At 70.9% G+C, this 16,963-nt stretch carries 17 protein-coding genes; 4 read left to right on the forward strand and 13 right to left on the reverse strand.

Translation table 11 applies throughout. From position 1 onward, the window contains the following. Positions 1–44: 44 nt before the first annotated feature. The gene (locus ABH941_RS28730; protein WP_370132461.1) at positions 45–1,166 is read left to right on the forward strand and encodes an adenosylhomocysteinase; all 1,122 of its coding nucleotides are present in this window, start codon (positions 45–47) and stop codon (positions 1,164–1,166) included. 5 nt (positions 1,167–1,171) lie between these two features. After that, entirely contained in the window at positions 1,172–1,717 is a 546-nt protein-coding gene (locus ABH941_RS28735; RefSeq protein WP_370132462.1) for an NUDIX hydrolase, read from the forward strand. Here ABH941_RS28735 and ABH941_RS28740 read toward each other — a convergent pair. The 12 genes from ABH941_RS28740 to ABH941_RS28795 all read right to left on the reverse strand — a co-directional run bounded on the left by ABH941_RS28740 (position 1,714) and on the right by ABH941_RS28795 (position 14,149). Then, the gene (locus tag ABH941_RS28740; protein ID WP_370132463.1) at positions 1,714–1,851 is read right to left on the reverse strand and encodes a hypothetical protein; all 138 of its coding nucleotides are present in this window, start codon (positions 1,849–1,851) and stop codon (positions 1,714–1,716) included. The genes ABH941_RS28735 and ABH941_RS28740 overlap by 4 nt on opposite strands. 74 nt (positions 1,852–1,925) lie before the next feature. Continuing rightward, the gene (locus ABH941_RS28745; protein WP_370132464.1) at positions 1,926–2,696 is read right to left on the reverse strand and encodes an isochorismatase family protein; all 771 of its coding nucleotides are present in this window, start codon (positions 2,694–2,696) and stop codon (positions 1,926–1,928) included. A 92-nt stretch (positions 2,697–2,788) separates the two neighbouring features. Beyond that, positions 2,789–4,321, reverse strand: a complete 1,533-nt coding sequence (locus ABH941_RS28750) for an NUDIX domain-containing protein (protein ID WP_370132465.1) — start codon at positions 4,319–4,321, stop codon at positions 2,789–2,791. An 86-nt stretch (positions 4,322–4,407) separates the two neighbouring features. Beyond that, positions 4,408–6,651 carry an NUDIX domain-containing protein gene (locus tag ABH941_RS28755; RefSeq protein WP_370132466.1) on the reverse strand — a complete coding sequence of 748 codons (2,244 nt, stop codon included), beginning with the start codon at positions 6,649–6,651 and terminating at the stop codon, positions 4,408–4,410. After that, the gene (locus tag ABH941_RS28760; protein ID WP_370132467.1) at positions 6,648–7,544 is read right to left on the reverse strand and encodes an aminoglycoside phosphotransferase family protein; all 897 of its coding nucleotides are present in this window, start codon (positions 7,542–7,544) and stop codon (positions 6,648–6,650) included. Before ABH941_RS28760 ends, ABH941_RS28755 begins: the two co-directional genes overlap by 4 nt. A gap of 89 nt (positions 7,545–7,633) precedes the next feature. Further along, a complete protein-coding gene (locus tag ABH941_RS28765) occupies positions 7,634–9,637 on the reverse strand; it encodes an ABC transporter ATP-binding protein (protein WP_370132468.1) in 2,004 nt (667 codons plus the stop codon). Further along, positions 9,634–9,792, reverse strand: coding sequence for a hypothetical protein (locus ABH941_RS28770; protein WP_370132469.1), 159 nt, complete (start codon positions 9,790–9,792; stop codon positions 9,634–9,636). Before ABH941_RS28770 ends, ABH941_RS28765 begins: the two co-directional genes overlap by 4 nt. Positions 9,793–9,880: 88 nt before the next feature. After that, positions 9,881–10,462, reverse strand: coding sequence for an NUDIX domain-containing protein (locus tag ABH941_RS28775; protein WP_370132470.1), 582 nt, complete (start codon positions 10,460–10,462; stop codon positions 9,881–9,883). A gap of 154 nt (positions 10,463–10,616) precedes the next feature. Further along, the gene (locus tag ABH941_RS28780; protein WP_370132471.1) at positions 10,617–11,093 is read right to left on the reverse strand and encodes a GNAT family N-acetyltransferase; all 477 of its coding nucleotides are present in this window, start codon (positions 11,091–11,093) and stop codon (positions 10,617–10,619) included. Between the two features lie 89 nt (positions 11,094–11,182). After that, positions 11,183–11,887: a hypothetical protein gene (locus ABH941_RS28785; RefSeq protein ID WP_370132473.1), complete on the reverse strand. Its 705-nt coding sequence runs from the start codon at positions 11,885–11,887 to the stop codon at positions 11,183–11,185. A gap of 31 nt (positions 11,888–11,918) precedes the next feature. Beyond that, positions 11,919–13,298, reverse strand: a complete 1,380-nt coding sequence (murF, locus tag ABH941_RS28790) for a UDP-N-acetylmuramoyl-tripeptide--D-alanyl-D-alanine ligase (protein ID WP_370132474.1) — start codon at positions 13,296–13,298, stop codon at positions 11,919–11,921. An 83-nt stretch (positions 13,299–13,381) separates the two neighbouring features. Beyond that, positions 13,382–14,149 (reverse strand): endonuclease/exonuclease/phosphatase family protein, encoded by a 768-nt coding sequence (locus ABH941_RS28795; RefSeq protein ID WP_370132475.1) that lies wholly within the window; start codon positions 14,147–14,149, stop codon positions 13,382–13,384. A 269-nt stretch (positions 14,150–14,418) separates the two neighbouring features. Between ABH941_RS28795 and ABH941_RS28800 the strand changes: the two genes are divergently transcribed. Then, on the forward strand, positions 14,419–15,117 hold the full coding sequence (locus ABH941_RS28800; RefSeq protein WP_370132477.1) for a nucleotidyltransferase family protein: 699 nt from the start codon (positions 14,419–14,421) through the stop codon (positions 15,115–15,117). Here ABH941_RS28800 and ABH941_RS28805 read toward each other — a convergent pair. Beyond that, the gene (locus ABH941_RS28805; RefSeq protein WP_370132478.1) at positions 15,107–16,261 is read right to left on the reverse strand and encodes an aldo/keto reductase; all 1,155 of its coding nucleotides are present in this window, start codon (positions 16,259–16,261) and stop codon (positions 15,107–15,109) included. The genes ABH941_RS28800 and ABH941_RS28805 overlap by 11 nt on opposite strands. A gap of 73 nt (positions 16,262–16,334) precedes the next feature. Between ABH941_RS28805 and ABH941_RS28810 the strand changes: the two genes are divergently transcribed. After that, positions 16,335–16,955, forward strand: a complete 621-nt coding sequence (locus ABH941_RS28810; RefSeq protein WP_370132480.1) for a hypothetical protein — start codon at positions 16,335–16,337, stop codon at positions 16,953–16,955. Positions 16,956–16,963: the final 8 nt, after the last annotated feature.

Here is a 16,963-nt window from a genome sequence, read left to right on the forward strand (position 1 = left end):
CAGGGCACCACCTTCCCGGCACCAACCCAGCGAAGGACCCGGCCATGGAGAACTTCGAACGCGCACGGCTCGACGCCTACTTCGCCAAGATCGCGGCCCAGTTCCCCCCGGCCACCCGGCCCGCCGCGTTCCTGGTCACCCACCTGCTGCCCGAACGACCCTCCTTCGTGCGCGCCGCCGCCCAGCTCACCCAGCTCAAGGCTGTGCTGCCCAAGCCGAAGTCCATCGACCCGGCCGCCCTGCGCGAGGTCGAGCAATCGGTGCCGGTCGACGCGCTGACCCGCGAGCTGTTCGCCGACCCCGACAGCGCGCTGGACTACCTGGAGTCCCGCGCGGGCGGCGAGGACCTGGTGCTGCTGGACGTCGGCGGCTACTTCGCCCCCACCCTGGCCGCCGTCTGCGAGCGCTTCTCCGGGCGGGTGCTGGGCGTGATCGAGGACACCGAGAACGGCCACCGGCGCTATGCCGAGATCGACAAGCTGCCCTGCCCGGTCGTCTCGGTCGCCCGCTCGCCGCTGAAGGACCCGGAGGACTTCCTGGTCGGGCAGTCGGTGGTGTTCTCCACCGAGGCCCTGATGCGCGGACGCGGCGACATCCTGCACGGCCGCACCGCCCTGGTCATCGGCTTCGGCAAGCTCGGCTCCTCCATCGCCCGACTCCTGCACGCCAAGGGCGTCCAGGTCACCGTCTTCGACATCGACCCGGTCCGCCGCACCCAGGCCCTGTCCCAGGGCTTCGCCGTCGCCCGCGACCGCGAGCACGCCCTGACCGGCGCCGGGCTGGTCCTCTGCGCGACCGGGTCGATCGCGCTTCGGGGCGAGGACTTCCCGCATCTGCGCAACGGGGCCTACATCGCCACCGTCACCAGCAGCGAGGACGAACTGGAGCTGGCCGGCCTGCCCGAGGTCTACACCCGCGCCCGCACCGGGGAGTCGATCACCCGCTACCAGACCACCGGCCACTACTTCTATCTGATGAACAACGGCAACGCCGTCAACTTCCTGCACGGCGCTTCAGTCGGTCCGTTCATCTTCCTCGTTCAGGCGGAAATCCTCGCCGCCATCCAGATCCTCGCCCGCGCCGACCTCAACCCCGGTATGCATGAGGTCGACGCGGCCCACCGCGCCACCATCGCGGCGACCTGGCTCAACTACTTCAACAGGTGATCACCATGGCCATCACGGCAGACCACATCCGCACCACCCTGACCCGCTACCTCGACCAGCACCCCGAGGAGAAGGCCGACCTCGCCCCCGTCCTGGACCTCCTGGACACCGGGGCGGAGATCACCAGCCGCAAGGAGTTCCGCGGCCACGCCACCGCCGGCGCGATCCTGACCGACCCCGTCGGCAAGGTCCTGTTCATCCACCACCTGGCCCTGGACAGGTGGCTCCTGCCCGGCGGCCACCTCGAACCCGGCGACACCAGCCTGATCGGCGCGGCCCTGCGCGAGCTCGCCGAGGAGACAGGCATCCGGCCCGACCTCGTCGTCCCGCTCCGGGACGAGCCGGTCCACATCGACGTCCACCCCATCCCCGCCAACCCGGCCAAGGGCGAAGGCGACCACCAGCACATCGACTTCCGCTTCGTCTTCGCCACCAACGCCGACGTCGCCGAGCTCCAGGCAGAAGAGGTCACCGACGCCGCCTGGCGCGGCGCCGAGACCATCACCGACGAGCGCCTGCGCAACCGAGTCGCCGCCGCCATCCGCCGCTAGAAGATCGAGACCACGCAGAAGGCCACCACCCTCATGAGGCTGGTGGCCTTCTGCGTGGTCAGCACGATCACCATCACGGTCGTCTTCACGCTCATCACGATCACGTTCACGGTCGTCTTCACGATCACGTTCACGGCCAGCACGCTTCTCAGCCCGCCTCACCTGGCTCTTTCCAACATTCACGGTTTCCGGTTTCCGGTTCACGCGTTCACGGTTTCCAGTCCACGGTCCTTCGGACCGCGCCCACCGACACCCGTCCGCTCCTCGCCCCACGAGCCACCTCAGAGGTGACCTTCGTCACCTGGTATGTTCTAGCGACCCCGCCGAAAGGGACACCATGCAGGCGATCAATGCGACAGCGGCATCCGCTGCCGAGGTCCGCTAAAACGACACGACCTGCGTGGGACACGGCGAGTGCCGGGATAACGGCGGTCGCCATGCCGCAGACCACAACCGTGTCCACGCCCCGCTCCACCAACAGCCCCGGAAGGGTTGAGTTGCCGGGCCAGAAGGCCGAGGTGCCGCGCTTCTCCACCACGAGATCTCCTGGGTCGGCGTCCAGACCGGTGCACAGCCGCTCGTTTACCGTGCCCTGGCCGCCGGAGGTCCGTAGTACTTCGACCGTCTGCCGGCCGTAGAACGCGGTGCCCCAGTCGTTGGCCCGCTCAGGGACGACGGGCAGAACCCAGGCCACCGTCCCGTCGGCTTGGCGCATCGCCACTGCTAGCTCCCGGATCTGCGGCACGATCGCGCGCCCGAAGGCACTGTCGTCGGCGAAGAAGGCGACCATGTCGACCACCACCAGAGCGGTCTGCGCGGGCGTCAGCTGCTCATAGGCGTGGCGGCGGCCCCGACGTGATTCCATCCGGGCGTACTCCCGCGGGGGAATGGCCCACTGGTGCAGCTGCGCCACCACGGGTGTCGCGAAGGTGTCCACCGCTTCGGGGCGCGGGACGGGGCTGCTTGAGTGGTCGGGCATGAGTCTCCTCGGGTTGAGTCGGGACGAGGGGAAGGGCACCGGGCGCAGGACTCTGCGATTCCGGATTCGGATGCGGGGCTGCGGTCCCTCGGTCAGCAGCTGTTGCCTGGGGAACAGCGCAGGCGCTCACCTGCGGCGGGGGCGCTATCGGCCGGTTCCTCCCATCCCAGCTGCGTGTAGAGGCGTCCCTCCCGGATCCCGTCGATCGCTGCTCGGGTGTAGGCGACGATCGGATCGGGAAGGGCGTCCGGGTGCCACCACTGCCAGGCCAGGCACTTGTCCGGCTCCGTAAGTTGGGGGCTGCCCGTCCAGCGGCGTGCCCGGAAGACCATCTGCATCAGGGGGCGGGCACCCGGATAGTCGATCAGGTGCACGGTGTGTACGAACTCCAGTTCGTCTGGGTTGATGACCAGCCCCGCCTCTTCGAGCGCCTCCCTGACGACGCAGTCGCGGACCGACTCCTGTTCGCAGCGGCCCGCCAGGAAGTGCCAGGTATTTGCGGCGTAGGCAGAGTCCGGGTGACGCAGGCCGAGCAGGACCCGGCCCTGGTCGTCCTCCAGGTACAGGTGGGCCCCGATCCCGTTCAGCACCGGATCCCCGTCCCCGCTGGACGCGGCCTCGGCTGGCCTGGCCCGGGGCACGGTGGAGGCCTTCAGGCTCGCGTGGCGGTGAATCAGGTCGCGTGTCGATTCCTGGATGCGCAGCCGGTTCAGCTCGTGGGGCCGGACCCAGTGCAGCAGGACGCCTTCGTTGAGGGTCAGCGTGCGCGGGTCGCCGATCCAGCAGCCGGCGAACGTCTGGATCGGGACGCACAGGCCCTCGGTGCCCACCACCTGTTCCACGGCGAAGGGCTCCAGGTCCATCAGGGCCAGGCCCGGAACCTCCTCGGCCAGTTCCCGCAGCAGCGTCTCCTCCAGCGTGTGATCGTCGGGCTCACGGCCGCCGCCGAGCAGGCTGAACTCCCCCGGAGCCCAGATCCCTGGATAGTTGTCGCGCAGGTGCAGCAGGTACCGGCCCTGGTCGTCGTAGATCAGCGCGGAGGCGTTGACCGGCTCGGGTCGGCCATCCAGCGCGCAGAGCTGCAGCTTGGCGCGCAGCGTCGGGGAGCTGACCTGGTCGAAGGGCAGCCACACCGCACCGGAGACCTCCTCCTCCTGCAACGCGAGCTGCGGGCGGCCGCCGGTCAGGTAGAAGACGAACCGCAGGTCGTAGTGCTGGTGCGCCGGCTCGCCCTTGGCGGGGGCCGCGGCGATGTCGTGGACGTTGATGTCGATCGGCGCCCCGAGGAACTGCGGGGTCAGGCAGAGCATGCCGGGTGCGATCCCGGCCTCCTCGTGCAGTTCGCGCAGGGCTGCGGCCAGCAGGGTGGGGTCGCTGTCCTCGACGTGGCCGCCGGGGGCGAGCAGTTGGCCGCCCGTGCCTCGGTGGCGAATGTGCAGGACCCGCTGGGCATCGTCGACGACAACTGCGCTGCACGTGATGTGGCCCGGCGCCGTGGCCCGGTCGGTCGGGGCCGCGGCGCCGTCGAGCACCTCCAGCAGTGGGAGCAGCGCTTCGCGTTCACCGGGATGGCCGTCAAGGTAGGCGCGGACAACGTCGTGGATATCGGAGCGGGCGGGGGCCATGTTCAGTACCTCTCGGAGCAGTGCAGCGGGGCTTCGTCAACGGGGCGCGGGCGCGGGCCGGGTGTGGACCGGGGGTTGGGAATCGGTCATGCGGTCCGGGCCCGATCAGGGCCGCGGGGAGGCCGCGGTCCGGGTGCGAGCGCGTCGCCGGGCAGTACCCAGCTCAGTGGCCGTTCGGTGGTTCCGCCCAGGACGGTCTGCTGCGCCGGGTCGGTGAGGTCGAGGCGATACTCGGCCGGTCGCCCGGCCTGCTCCCAGCGGTGATGGAGCTCCTCGACGTCCGCCCACAGGTCGTAGCCACCCCACCAGTGCAGCTCCCGGGAACCGGCGCCTGCGGTGAGCAGGGCGCGCGATCCGGTGGCCCGGTGGTGCAGCATCCATTGCTCCTCGTCGGGTGCGGCTCCCCGCATGATGCCGAGCAGGTGGCCGACCGCCAGCCAGAAGCCGGCGGCATCCAGCGGATCGGGCACTTCGATCCGGCTGTCGCGGCGCCGCCCGGGCCCGGTCTGGTCGGGTGCGGTCCCCGGCTTGGGCGGCCGGTGGTACTCCTGTCCGGACCCGGGGGCGGTGCCGCCGCGGGCATAGGGCCGCAGCACCGCCTCCCAGCCGGCCTCGGTGCGGGTGACATGGCAGTGGGCTGGCCAGGACGGGGATCCGGTGTGGATGGGCGCGATCAGCGTGCCGCCCACGGCCAGTTGCCCCAGCAGGGCGACCGGTGCGCTGCGTACGGAGAAGGAGAGCACGATCGCGTCGAACTCCTCGCCAGGGCAGCCGGCCAAGGCGTCACCGGTCAGCAGGCGTGGTCGGTAGCCCGCCGCGGCCAGGCGCTCGCGGGTGGCCTGGGCCAGCAGCGGGTCGACCTCGATGCCGGTCACCCGCTCGGATCCGGTGATCTCGCACAGCATCGCGGCCACCAGCCCGGCCCCGGTCCCTGCCTCCAGCACCCTCGCGCCGCGGGACAGCGCGAGGGGCTGGAGGAGGTGGACGACGCCGGTGGCGTCGGTTGTCATCGACGCGAACCCGCCGCCGACCGCGAGGTGGCCGCGCGGTGTGGTCCTCGGGTCCTGCCCGGGAAGCTGCAGCATCACCGACTCCCCTGCGTAGACCACGCGTGACCATTCGGCCCGGTCGGAGGGGTGTGTGCCGTCCAGGAGCTGCCAGACCTTCTCGTCGGTGCCGGTGACCTCCAGGCGTGGGGTGTAGCCGCGCGGGACGACCAGTTCCCGGCGGACCGTTGCGAACGCCTCCCGCAGCAGCGGGTCGACGAGCCCGGCCTCGGCCTCAAGCCGCTCGACGAGCGCCGCCCGCAGCAGCTCCGCGCCCCCGTCACCGGGCAGGGGCAGGTCCGGGCGACCGCAGGAGAGATGGACGGTGGTACCGGACGCCTTGGCGTCCAGCGCCGCGTCCATCCGCGCGGCGAGCCGCCAGGGCAGCGCCCGGCGCGCCTCCTCGCGGGTGAGCCAGGACACCGAGGCGACCTCCTCGCCCAGTACCAGCGCGTCGGCCTCCTGGTCGGAAAGCGGGTCGAGGGCGAAGATGACGCAGACCATGGCGCGGCCGTGCTTGGCCTGCGTCGCGGAGGAGGAATCGACCGCCAGGACCCGGCCGACCTTCCGCCGCATGCCGAGTTCCTCGAACAGCTCGCGAACCCCGCCCTCGGCGGGGGACTCGTGGGCCTCCACCATGCCGCCGGGGAGCTCGGCGTGCTGCTTGTAGCTCGGGTGCTGCACCAGGACCCGGCCGTCGACGCGGGTCACCACGACGGTTGCCGCCATCATCGGGGAGGGCAGCAGGGCGTAGTGGTCGCGGCGGCGCACCGGGCGAGGTACCCCGTCCTGCAGCACCGCGGTGTGCGCGCCGCGCTCGGCCTCCAGGGCGGCGGCCAGGCGGCGGCGCAGCCGGTCAGGCAGCAGGTCCAGGGCCTGGTCCTCGGGGAAGAACGCGGCCGCGCGGATCTCCTCGTCCTGCAGGGCCAACCCGGCGGGGTCGACGTCGCCCGCGGGGTGGGCGGCGTAGATGTAGGCCATCAGGGTGCGCCCGTAGACGTCGGCGGGAATAGTGTCGACCGCCAGCAGCCGGCCGACGTCGACCGGTAGGCCGAGTTCCTCGAGGAGTTCACGCTCGACCGCACGGGCGGGGCCTTCGTCCTCGGTCATGCCGCCGGGTAGGTCCCAGCCGGGCTTGTACACCGGGTCCACGAGCAAGATCCGGCCCTGGCCGTCGCGGACCAGAGCGTCGGCGCAGCTGGCCGGTGCGGGGTGGGCCGCCACGAAGCGGGTCACCTCCGGCGGCACGGTCTCGGAGTCCGCGAGCGGTTCGGGTGTGGTCATGCGAAATCCCCTGTCAGCAGCCGGTTGAGGGTGAGCTGTCCGCGCCGGACGAGTTCGAGGTCCGCCGCGGCGGTGCCGCGCGCAATGCCGCCCGCCGCCGCCAGCCCGGCCAGGCCCCGCAGCGCGCGCTGCTCGGCACCGTTCAGCGTCCGTCCGTACCCGCTGATGAAGCTCTCCCGCAGGTCGGGGCGGTCCAGCCACCAGGGCCCGCTGGCCAGCAGCACGAAGTCGTCCACGGCTGGTCCGTAGCGGGACTGTTCGAAGTCCACCGCCGCAAGCTCGCCGGACCACAGCCAGTTGCGGGGCTGCCAGTCGCCGTGCAGGAAGGCGGCCGGCAGCTCACTGGTGCCGCGAAGTTCGTCGATCAGGTCGCCGACCAGCAGGCGCTGAGCTGCGGTCAGCAGCGGCGTCCACACCGCGAGCTGCCTGGCTCCCTGGTCGAGCAGCCGTGAGGTGTCGGCTGCGGCCTCGAGCCGGGTGTGCGCGGATGGCGTTGCCGTGTCGTGGAGGCGCCGCAGCAGTGCGCCGGCCTGGCGGTGGATATCGCCTTCCTCGCCCGCCGTGAGCGTCAGGCCCTTGACCACGGCCCCGGGGACGGCTGTGAGCAGCAGGGCCATCGCGACCGGGTCGGCGTCGACGAGCACCGGTGCCCGGCCGTCCCCCAGTTTCGGTGCCGCTCCACGGTAGGCGTAGGTCTCCCGGTCGAATGCGAGGCGGTCGGGGGAGAGTTTGAGGAAGTGCCTGCCGCCGGTGCCGTTGAGCTCCCAGACCCGCGAGGATTCCCTAGGCCAGGAGACGTCCCGGACCGAGTCCACCAGGCCGACCAGCCCTTGAGCCCAGGACAGGATCAGCGAGGTCTGAGCGGCGGCGGACGTGGCCCGGTTCGGCCGCATACGCGGTGAGCGCCGTCCTGCCGCGTTCGGCCGCCCTGCGGGCATAGAGGCGCCGGCGCCGGTCCTCGAGGCGGTGGTGTCGGGCGCGGTCACTTGACCTCCGAGGTATCGCAGACCGTGGTGGTGTCGGGGTTGGCGCGTGGTGGGGACAGATGGGCAACGCCGTACTCGGTCGCCTGCCGCTGATACAGGTCCCGGTAACCGCCCGGGACCAGCGGTCGGCCAAGGAGCTCGCCATGGGTGCCGCTCTCGGTGACCACGCCGTTGTCGATGACGTAGATGACGTCAGCGAGCCGAGTTGCGGCGAGCCGGTGGGTGATCAAAATGACAGATTTGCCCGTCTCGGCCAGCGACCGCAGCTTGCGGAACGTGTCGATCTCGCTGGCGGCGTCCAGCGCGGCGGTGGGTTCGTCCGCGACGAGGAGTTCCGCTTTCTCCCTGAACAGGGATCGCGCCAGGCCGATCTTCTGCCACTGGCCTCCGGAGACGTCGGCGCCCCTGAGGTATCCGCGGGTCAGGATCGTGTCCCAGCCGTGGGGGAGCGCGGTCACGGTGGCCAGCGCGCCGGCGCGTCGTGCGGCTTCGGCGATGCCCGCGTCGTCGTCCGGGCGCTCCACGTCCCCCATCAGCACGTTGCAGCGCGCAGACAGAGGCCAGCGCTCGAAGTCCTGGCCGAGTAGGGCGATCCTTGAAAACCAGGTGGCGCGGTCCGCTGCCGCGAAGTCGACGCCGCCCCATGACATAGAGCCGTCGTCGGCCCCGAGCAGCCCGCAGATGATCTTCGCCAAGGTGGTCTTGCCGGCGCCGTTCGCCCCGACCAGGGCCACGACCTGCCCCGGGGCCACCGACAGGCTGATTCCCTGCACGGCCGGCTCGGTTCGGCCGTCGTAGGTGAAGCGGACGTCCTTGAGCTCCAGCAGTTGCGGGCCGTCCGGGACAGGGGTGCCGCCGGTGGGGATGGCCCGACGGGGTCCGACCTCACGCAGCTCGGCGAGGTCAGCAACATACAGACTGGAGTCGTAGACCGTGTTCAGCTGAGTGACCAGGGTGCCGATGCTACCGACGCCGGTGCGGATCGCGAGGGCGGCGGTCCCTGCCACGGCGATGGCGACCTGACCGTGGATCAGTAGGAGCAGCAGGACCGCGTAGGTGATCAGTGTCGCCGCCCCGGACAGGGCGGAGGCGAGGAGGTTGGTGCCGGCCCGCTCGCGGGCCAGACGAGTCTGCTCGGCCTCGGAACGCTCGGCCATCGCCCGGTACTGGTCGGTGAGGAAGTCGCCGAGCTGGTGTACCCGTACCTCTGGTGCGGCGTCCTTGCTGGTGAGCAGGCCCAGCAGGGCGTTGATGGCCCGGATGTGGGTGAGCCAGCTCTGGATCGAGAGGTAGCGGCGTCGCGCGGAGCGGATCGAGCCCCAGGCCCGCGGGACCGCGATCAGCAGCAGCAGCGGCATGAGCCGCCAGTCCAGGGTGGCCAGGACGCCACCGGCCGCGATCAGGCTGACCACGCTGTTCAGCACGGCGACGCCCTGGCCGATCAGGCGCTTGGCGTAGTCGGCGGCGAACCGGGCCGAGTCGAGGATGCGGTGGAACCCCTCGTCCTCCATCGCCGCCAGCTGTGCGTTGACCGCGTGGTGCAGGATCTCCTGGGTGACCGCGTTCTCGATCCGCGGCTCCAACCGGCCCGTGGAGGCGGTGGACATCGCGGACAGCAGAGCCGAGAAGGCGCTGACCGCGCCGATCGCCACCAGGACGGGCAGGGAGGCGTGGATGCGCTGCGCCGTCGGGCCGCCGGCGAACAACTGCAGCAGTGCCCGATTGGCCGCCAGGAGCAAGAACGCCCGGGACAGGCCCTGGCCCAGCTCGGCCAGAAGGACCTGGGCCAACGCCGAGCGGTCGGCCCGTGCCGCCAGTCCCAGCACCAGGCCCAGCGGCGCCGGAAGACTCCTCACCCACTGGAGAGCGCTGGCGGTGCCAGCCTTGCCGTCGTGCCGGGCGAACCCGAAGTCGTAGACCAGGGGCCCGCCGAACAGCAGTTGGTCGGCCCGGGCCGAATCCTCCTGGACCCCGGACACTGCACGTCGTCGCCGGATCACAGCGCCTCCCGAGAAGCAAAGACGTAGATCCGCGGCGCGAGCTGCCGCCAGGACGCCTCGCGGCAGCCCCAGGGCTTCCCGCCCTCCGGCCGGGCCCTGAAGCCGTCCTGGCCGGAGGCCTCCGCTTCCTGCCGCGATAGGTCCTGCGTGGTCATCTCGACGCTCCCCGATATGGGCCGATGGATCCGTGGACGTGATTGCCTGGCGCTTGCGGCCGCTACGCGTGCGGGCGACGGATGCGGGTCAGCCGGGAGAGGGAGGGATGTCGTCGGCGTCCGAGAGGTAGAGCAGGGCGCCGGAGGCGCGGGCGGCGAGCACGGCTTCCAGGCGCCGCCAGTAGCGCGGGTGCATGTCCGACTGCCACTGCTCCAACGGCCTGACCTCCCAGCGGTCATGCTCATCCGGGCGCAGCCGGATCGCGGCCATGTCCTCCGCGCTGAGTTGGCCGCCGTCGAACATAAATCCGACTTTCGCGAGCGGCCAGGCCGCGCTGGGCAGAAGGAAATGAACAGCCAGGAGGCGAGGCGGCCCTTGGAGATGCAGGCCGGTCTCCTCGAGCGTCTCGCGGACCGCGGTCTGAAAGGGCGTGCTGTGGTCGTCGAGATTGCCGCCCGGCCACTGCCAGCGCTGGGGGTGCTCGGGGATCGAGGAGTGGAGTTGGAGGGGGTTCCCGTGCTGATCGGTCATCAGCGCGCAGGCGTAGATCGTGGCGTGGGGAATCCGCTGGACGTACTGTTCGGCCGGCAGCCAGGTGCTGCTGTTCTGCCCTTCCGGCGGTGCGGCCGCGGGGCCCGGCGGGCCGGATTCTGGCGCAGTTGAAGACATGGCTCTCCCGTGGTGTTCGAATATGCCGTCTGGGCCGTCGAGGTCGGTGACGTGATCCTGGCAGCGCCGCAGCCGCTCTCTCGGCGTGTCCGAGTGGATGTCATCCCTTTAGGGCAAGTCTGATGTCGTCCCAGGGTGTTGATAGACAGAACCGCTATTTCGACTCCGGTGGCCGCAGAGTCATGTAGGGGCCGTCGATGGCGGTGAAGCCCATCTGCCGGTACAGCGCCGCGCCTTCGTCGGTGGCCCGTAGTTCGATTGAGGAGCAGCCCTCCTCGGTCATGGACTGCGCGAGCGCTGCGGTCACCGCGCGCCCAAGGCCCTGCCGGCGCCAGGCCGGATCGGTGACGACGGTGAAGATCCGCCCCCACCGGCCCTGCGGGTACGTGGGGCCGGTGTAGCCGCGGTAGACGCACCCGATCGCACACGCCGCGAGGGTGCCGTCGGGGGCGGGGGCGACGAACGCGCGCAGGGACGGGTCGGCGCCCAGCCGCTGCTGCATGTCGGCTTGGAACGAGATGCGCCAGGCGTCGGTGACCGCCTCGCCGGCCAGCACGGCGACGCGCAGGCGCAGCAGTTCCTGAGCATCGCCGGGGCGGGCGGCCCGGACCCGGTCGTCGGATATCGGCATGAGGGTTCCTCCGTAGGTCGGCGGTTCGGGAAGCGGCGGGTCGTTGGCCGGGTGGGTCAGCGCGCTGTGCCGCGGGTATGGGGTGCCCGTCAGGTGGTCGGTCCCGTGTGATCGAGTACCGGCTGGGCGGCGATCCGCTCGGCCAGTGCTGTGGCCTGTTCGACGTCCACCCACACGTCGAGCCCGTCCGGGGTGTGCTCGCAGCCGGGGAGGTTCTGGACGACAACGCCGGGTCCCAGCAGTCCGGTCAGCAGCATCTCCATCCGCACACAGGCCTCGCGTCTGCCTTTCGCCCGACCGATCTTCAGCCCATCGGCGATGTCCGGGACGCCCAGCAGCGCGGCGAGCTGCACGGCGGAGTCCAGGTCGTCGCTGCGGATCTCGATGAGGACGTTGCTCTGCTCCCCGGAGACCTTCAGCCCGTCGAGGTCATGGGGGTGGAGCGCCTGTGCCAGGCGTTCGGCGCCCGCCCGGGACCGGGCGCGGGGAGCTAGCAGCACCTCGGTGAGCCGGTGCACCGCGGCGACGCTGCCCATCGTGACCAGGACCTGCGTGGTGTCCTGGGGGTCGGCATGAGCAGAGGCGTCGATCGCTCGCGCGTGCAGCCAGGCCGTGCACGCCTCGGCGGTGGGAGCGTGGGGCAGGCCGTCTGGCAGGCGCAGTGTCATCGGGGGCAGGGTGGTCTGGTCGTCGTCGGGGTCGGCGACCACGACGGCTAAGCCGAGGATGGCCGCGGTGTTCCTCAATGCGGCGAGTGCCTCAGTGGTGGCGGTGTCCTGGGGCTTGGTGGTCATGTCGGTTCCTCCTGGTGAGGGGGCGGGCGGGTCAGCTGACGGGTGCGGCGAGAGTCTGTGCCATGGCCAGCAGCCCCAGCGAGTGCGCGCCCTTCACCAGGACGACGTCGCCTGCGGTGAGCAGGTCCGTGAGCAGGGCGAGGGCGGCTTCCTTGGTGGCGACGTGTTCGGCGACCCGCAGGCCCGCGCGCACCGCGGCGTCGGTCATGGCCCGGGCGTCCGGGCCGCCGATGGCCACCAGCCGGTCGATGCCGGAGGTGGCCGCGCACTGTCCGACCTCTTCGTGCAGGGCGGTTGACCGTTGGCCAAGTTCGGCCATCTCGCCGAGGACGGCGATCGAGCGGCGGCCCCGGCTCATCTGGGCCAGCGTCTGAAGTGCTGCCTGCATCGACTCCGGGCTGGCGTTGAAGGCGTCGTTGACGACGGTGACGTGGTCGGGCCGCTCGGTGACCTGCATCCGGCCCTCGCTCTGGGGCTCGGCGGTGTTCAGTACCTCCGCGATGGCGTCGAACGGCACGCCCGCGGCCACCGCGAGGGCGGCAGCCGCCAGGGCGTTGGTGACGTGGTGCTCTCCGAGGAGGCGGAGCCCGACGTAGGCGACCTGCCGGTCCACGTGGAGGGTGAACCGTGCCCGTCCCTGTTCGTCGCAGTCGACGCCGGTGGCATGGACGTCGGTGTGCCGGCGGCGGCTGAAGCGGATCACTTTCCCGGTGCAGTGTTCGGCCATGAGGCCGACCCAGGGGTCGTCGTCGTTCAGGACCGCGATGCCGTCGGCGGGCAGTGCCTGGATGATCTCCTGCTTGGCCTCGGCGATGGCCCGCCTGCTGCCGAACTCGCCCACGTGGGCGGAGCCGACGCCGAGGACGGTGCTGATCCGCGGTCGCGCGATGGAGGCGAGGTGGGCGATGTGGCCCTTGCCGCGGGCACCCATCTCCAGGACCAGGAACCGGGTGTCCGTCTCGGCCCGCAGCACGGTCAGGGGCAGTCCGAGCTCGTTGTTGTAGGACCCCTCGGTGGCGACGGTGGGGCCCTGGGCGCGCAGGATCTGGGCGAGGAGGTCCTTCGCGCTGGTCTTTCCGACTGATCCGGTAATCCCCACGGTCAGGGCGTCGGAGCGCTCGGCAGTGAAGCGCGCCAGGTCGGTGAGTGCGTTCTGGACGTCGGGCACGATGATGGCGGGGGCTGCGGTCTCTCGGGTGGCCAGGACAGCGGTGGCGCCGTTGGCGAGGGCCTGTTCGGCGAAGTCGTGGCCGTCGGTGCGGGTGCCGGGCAGACAGGCGAACAGGGAACCGGGGCTGATCGTGCGCGAGTCGATGCCGACCGGGCCGGCCAGGACCGCGTCCGGATCGGGGACATGGTGCAGGCGGCCGTGGGCGGCGAGGGCGTACTGGGCGATGGAGTGAGGCAGCACGGTGGTTCGGTCCTTCACTGGCTTCGAGGGAGTGGACGTTGGAGCCGGGGCGGGGCGGGGCGGGGCGAGTCGGGGCGAGTCGGTCAGGTCGGGGCGCTGGGAGGCCGGGGCGCGGGCAGGGACAGGGTGAGGGTCAGGGCGGCGTGGTCGCTCAGGCCTGCTTCACGGGGCTCGTGGAGGTATTCGCAGGTCAGAACGCGGTGGGTGACGTTGGCGCTGACATAGGCATGGTCGAAGCGGTAGCCGTTGCCGCCGTGCCCGAACCAGCTGTGCTCCACGACGCCCGGGTGCAGGGCGCGGAAGGCGTCGACGAGCCCGACCCGCCCGAAGGCGGCGTAGAAGTCGTATTCCCAGGCACCGAACAGTGGGTAGTGGGGCTTGTGGCCGGGTTCCAGGACGTTCATATCTCCGGCCACCACCCACGGGCCGTCGAAGCGGGCCACCAGCGCGGGCAGTGCGGCCGCGACAGCGTCCTGGAACGCCCGCTTGTCGAGGTTGCGGCGCTCCTTGGGGCCGCGCGAGGGCACGTACAGGCCCGCCACCGCGATCCGCTGGCCGCCGAGGTCGACACTGGCGGCCAGCGCCCGGTGCGCCAGGACCTCGATCCCGGTGGGGATCTCGGTCAGCTCACCGATCCGCGAGGCGATCACGGCCCGGTAGGTCGCCTCGTCTGGCGACCGGGAGAGCACCGCGGTGTAGCCGTGCTCGGCCAGCGCGGCCAGCAGGCCCTCTCCACCGGGGCCGTGGCCGACCTCGGTCAGCACCACCACGTCCGCTCCCGGCTGTCCGGCCAGCCAGGCGACCTGCCGTTGGGAGCGTTCCGCGCTGGCGTGCTGGACGTTCCACGTCATCACCCGTCCCACCATGTTCCCCGGTCGCGGCTCAGTACCGGGCGAACGCTGTGCCGCGGCCTCTCGGGGTTCCGCGATCACCGGACACCTCCTGCCGGGCCCGCGCAGGTGTCGGGCGACACGGCGGACACCGACCGGCCGTCCGGTCGTACGCCCGTGCGGACATCTGGGGCTCGACGTTCACCCCAGGGTGCACACCTCACATCAACTCCCTGCCAAGAACGCCGAGCCGTACCCGTTCCACCGGCGCGGTGTGGCAGGGTCGGCGGGTGCCTGTACTGGATTACGCGGTTGTCCGTGACAACCCCCGCCATGCCCATCTGGATGCGGCCGACCTCCGCCGCCTCGCTACCGCTGATCCGCACGAGCAGGCGGTGGCGTTCGCCGCTACCGTGTTGCGCAACCCGACCGTCCGCGGCGTCCTGGAACGCCTGGCCCCGCTGGACCTGCCGCCCTGGTACCTGACGGCCGGTTCCCTGTTCCAGACGGTATGGAACGTCGCGGCCGGCGCACCCGATCTGAACGCCGGGATCCGCGACCACGACCTGTTCTTCTATGAGGGGCAGGACCTGTCCTACGAGGCCGAGGACGTGGTCATCAAGCGGATCATCGGGGCCTGCCAGGGCCTGGGCGCGGACGTCGAGCCGCGCAACGAGGCCCGTGTCCACCTCTGGTACGCCGAGAAGTTCGGCAAGACCATCGAGCCCTACCGCGACCTGCCGCACGCCGTCTCCGGCTTCGCGGCGACCTGCTGCTGCGTGGCGCTGAACCTGAGCGCCGGCGGCGACCTGGAGGTGTACTCCACTCACGGCTTCACCGACCTGTTCACCGGGGTGCTGCGCCCCAACGCGGCTACCGTGGCGCCGAGAGCGGTGTACGAGGACAAGGCTGAGCGGTGGACGCGGGTGTGGCCGCACCTGACCAAGCTTCCCTGGCCCCAGGAACCTGTCGGGGCCGTCATCGGCTGACCCGCTCGGGCGAGAGGGCCGCCTTCTCCTGGCCGGTGGGCTTGCCGGTGCTTTCCTTCTCGTCCAGGAAGACCTCGCCGATGGCGTCGAGGGCGAGTTGGAGCCGGCGGGCGCTGTCACGCACGAAGGCAAGGTCTTCGCCGGTCAGGGGTGAGCCGACGGCGCGCAGGTTGGCGGTGACCTGCCGTGCGCTGCTGAAGCCGACCAGAAGGGCTGCGTTGTCCGCGTGCTGGAGGCAGTACTGCAGGGCGGTGCGGACCAGGTCGGGCTCGTCGGGTCCGAAGCGTTCCCGAAGGGGGGCCAGGCCGTCACGGATCACGGCGAGGGCCTGCGGGGTGAACCAGCGCTTGCGTGACCGGTGATCGCCGGGACCGAAGACCGGAGGCCGGTCGGGGTCGTACTTGCCGGTCAGCAGTCCTTGGGCCAAGGGCTTGTTGATCAGGACACTGGCCCGGTGCTCGGCGGCGAACGCGAACAGGTCCCGATGTCCCTGCGGTGGCCCGGGCGTCAGCGCGTTGAAGCGCACCGCCAGGTACTGCGGCTTGACCTGCCCGAAGAGATAGCGGAACCGGGCCTGCTTGTCCTCGCGCAGCTCCTTGGCGACGGTCACCCGCTCGGTCGCGAAGCGGTGCGGGCCGCGCATGCCGATCGCGCGCACCAGGCCCTGGCGCTGGAAGTCCCGCATCTGCTCCAGGGCACCCTCCAGGTAGCGGTCGCCGGGACCGAAGTCGGCGTTGTGCAGGAAGTAGATGTCCAGCCGATCGGTGCGCAGGTTCTCCAGAGTCGTCTCCAGCTGCCGGCGCATGGCTCCAGGAAGGTAGGCGTGCTCTGCGGTCCCGGTGAAGTACCCCACCTTGCTGGACAGGACGACCGAGTCCCGGGGGACCTGCTCGACCAGTCGGCCGATGATCCGCTCGCTGCGCCCGTGTCCGTACACGTCGGCGGTGTCGAAGAGGTTCGCGCCCAGCGCGTGCGCCGCTTCCAGGCCGCGCAGTGACTCGTCGTCATCCGCGGCGGCCCAGCCCATCGGCAGGCCCAGGTTGCTGTCCGATCCCCCGATGGCCCAGCAGCCGATGCCGATGGGGTTCACCTCGAGTCCGCCGGCCAGTGTCCGCCGGGCGGTTGAGGCCGATGCGTCACTCATTCCGTTCTTCCTTTCTGCGCTTTTCATGTCAAACCCCCACGAAGCTGTCGAGGATGTGGCTAGGGTCGCCTCCGTGACGACACTTCATCCCACAGCCCTGGACCTGGACGCCATCACCGCGAAGCGGTGGGCTGAACCCGAGGACTTCAGCCCCGCTGAGTTCTCCCGCGCGCAGGAGTTCTACGCCTCCATGCGTGTGCACGACGAACGCCTGCACCGGGTCCGAGCCCACGCCGGCGACCTGATCCGACAGTGGACCGGCTTCGAGCCGCGCGACGTCGGCAGCTTCGGCATCGGGCTGAACCTGGAGACCTCGGACCTGGACCTGGGCATCGGCTACCCGGTCGAGCGGCGCGCCGAGCTCATGGAGGCGATGAGCGAGCACGCCCGGTTCCTCGGCGAGCGCAACACCTCCTCCACCACCACCCGACTCGTCTTCGCCTTCGAGCTGGAGGACGTCGAGGTCGACCTCAGCGCCCTGGCGCCCGAGGACTTCACGGTCGCCAATCGGATGCTCGACCAGATCGCGGACACCATGACGCAGCCGGAGCGGATCGCCCACACCTGGGTCAAGCACCTGCTGCGCTCCTCGGGGCGCCTGGAGGACTACGCCGCGTGGAAGCTGGTGACCTACGGCCGGTTCTGCCCGGAGTTCAACTGGGTGCCCATCCCCGAGAAGGCCGGCGACCACTGAGAGCCCGG

Origin of the sequence: Streptacidiphilus sp. EB103A (assembly GCF_041261405.1) — a bacterium.
In the GTDB taxonomy this organism is placed as follows: Bacteria; Actinomycetota; Actinomycetes; order Streptomycetales; family Streptomycetaceae; genus Streptacidiphilus.

Coding starts and splice junctions, on each gene's coding strand:
- ABH941_RS28730 (WP_370132461.1), top strand. CDS start 45: ATGGAGAACTTCGAACGCGCACGGCTCGACGCCTACTTCGCCAAGATC.
- ABH941_RS28735 (WP_370132462.1), top strand. CDS start 1,172: ATGGCCATCACGGCAGACCACATCCGCACCACCCTGACCCGCTACCTC.
- ABH941_RS28745 (WP_370132464.1), bottom strand. CDS start 2,696: ATGCCCGACCACTCAAGCAGCCCCGTCCCGCGCCCCGAAGCGGTGGAC.
- ABH941_RS28750 (WP_370132465.1), bottom strand. CDS start 4,321: ATGGCCCCCGCCCGCTCCGATATCCACGACGTTGTCCGCGCCTACCTT.
- ABH941_RS28755 (WP_370132466.1), bottom strand. CDS start 6,651: ATGACCACACCCGAACCGCTCGCGGACTCCGAGACCGTGCCGCCGGAG.
- ABH941_RS28760 (WP_370132467.1), bottom strand. CDS start 7,544: ATGCGGCCGAACCGGGCCACGTCCGCCGCCGCTCAGACCTCGCTGATC.
- ABH941_RS28770 (WP_370132469.1), bottom strand. CDS start 9,792: ATGACCACGCAGGACCTATCGCGGCAGGAAGCGGAGGCCTCCGGCCAG.
- ABH941_RS28775 (WP_370132470.1), bottom strand. CDS start 10,462: ATGTCTTCAACTGCGCCAGAATCCGGCCCGCCGGGCCCCGCGGCCGCA.
- ABH941_RS28780 (WP_370132471.1), bottom strand. CDS start 11,093: ATGCCGATATCCGACGACCGGGTCCGGGCCGCCCGCCCCGGCGATGCT.
- ABH941_RS28785 (WP_370132473.1), bottom strand. CDS start 11,887: ATGACCACCAAGCCCCAGGACACCGCCACCACTGAGGCACTCGCCGCA.
- ABH941_RS28795 (WP_370132475.1), bottom strand. CDS start 14,149: ATGACGTGGAACGTCCAGCACGCCAGCGCGGAACGCTCCCAACGGCAG.
- ABH941_RS28805 (WP_370132478.1), bottom strand. CDS start 16,261: ATGAGTGACGCATCGGCCTCAACCGCCCGGCGGACACTGGCCGGCGGA.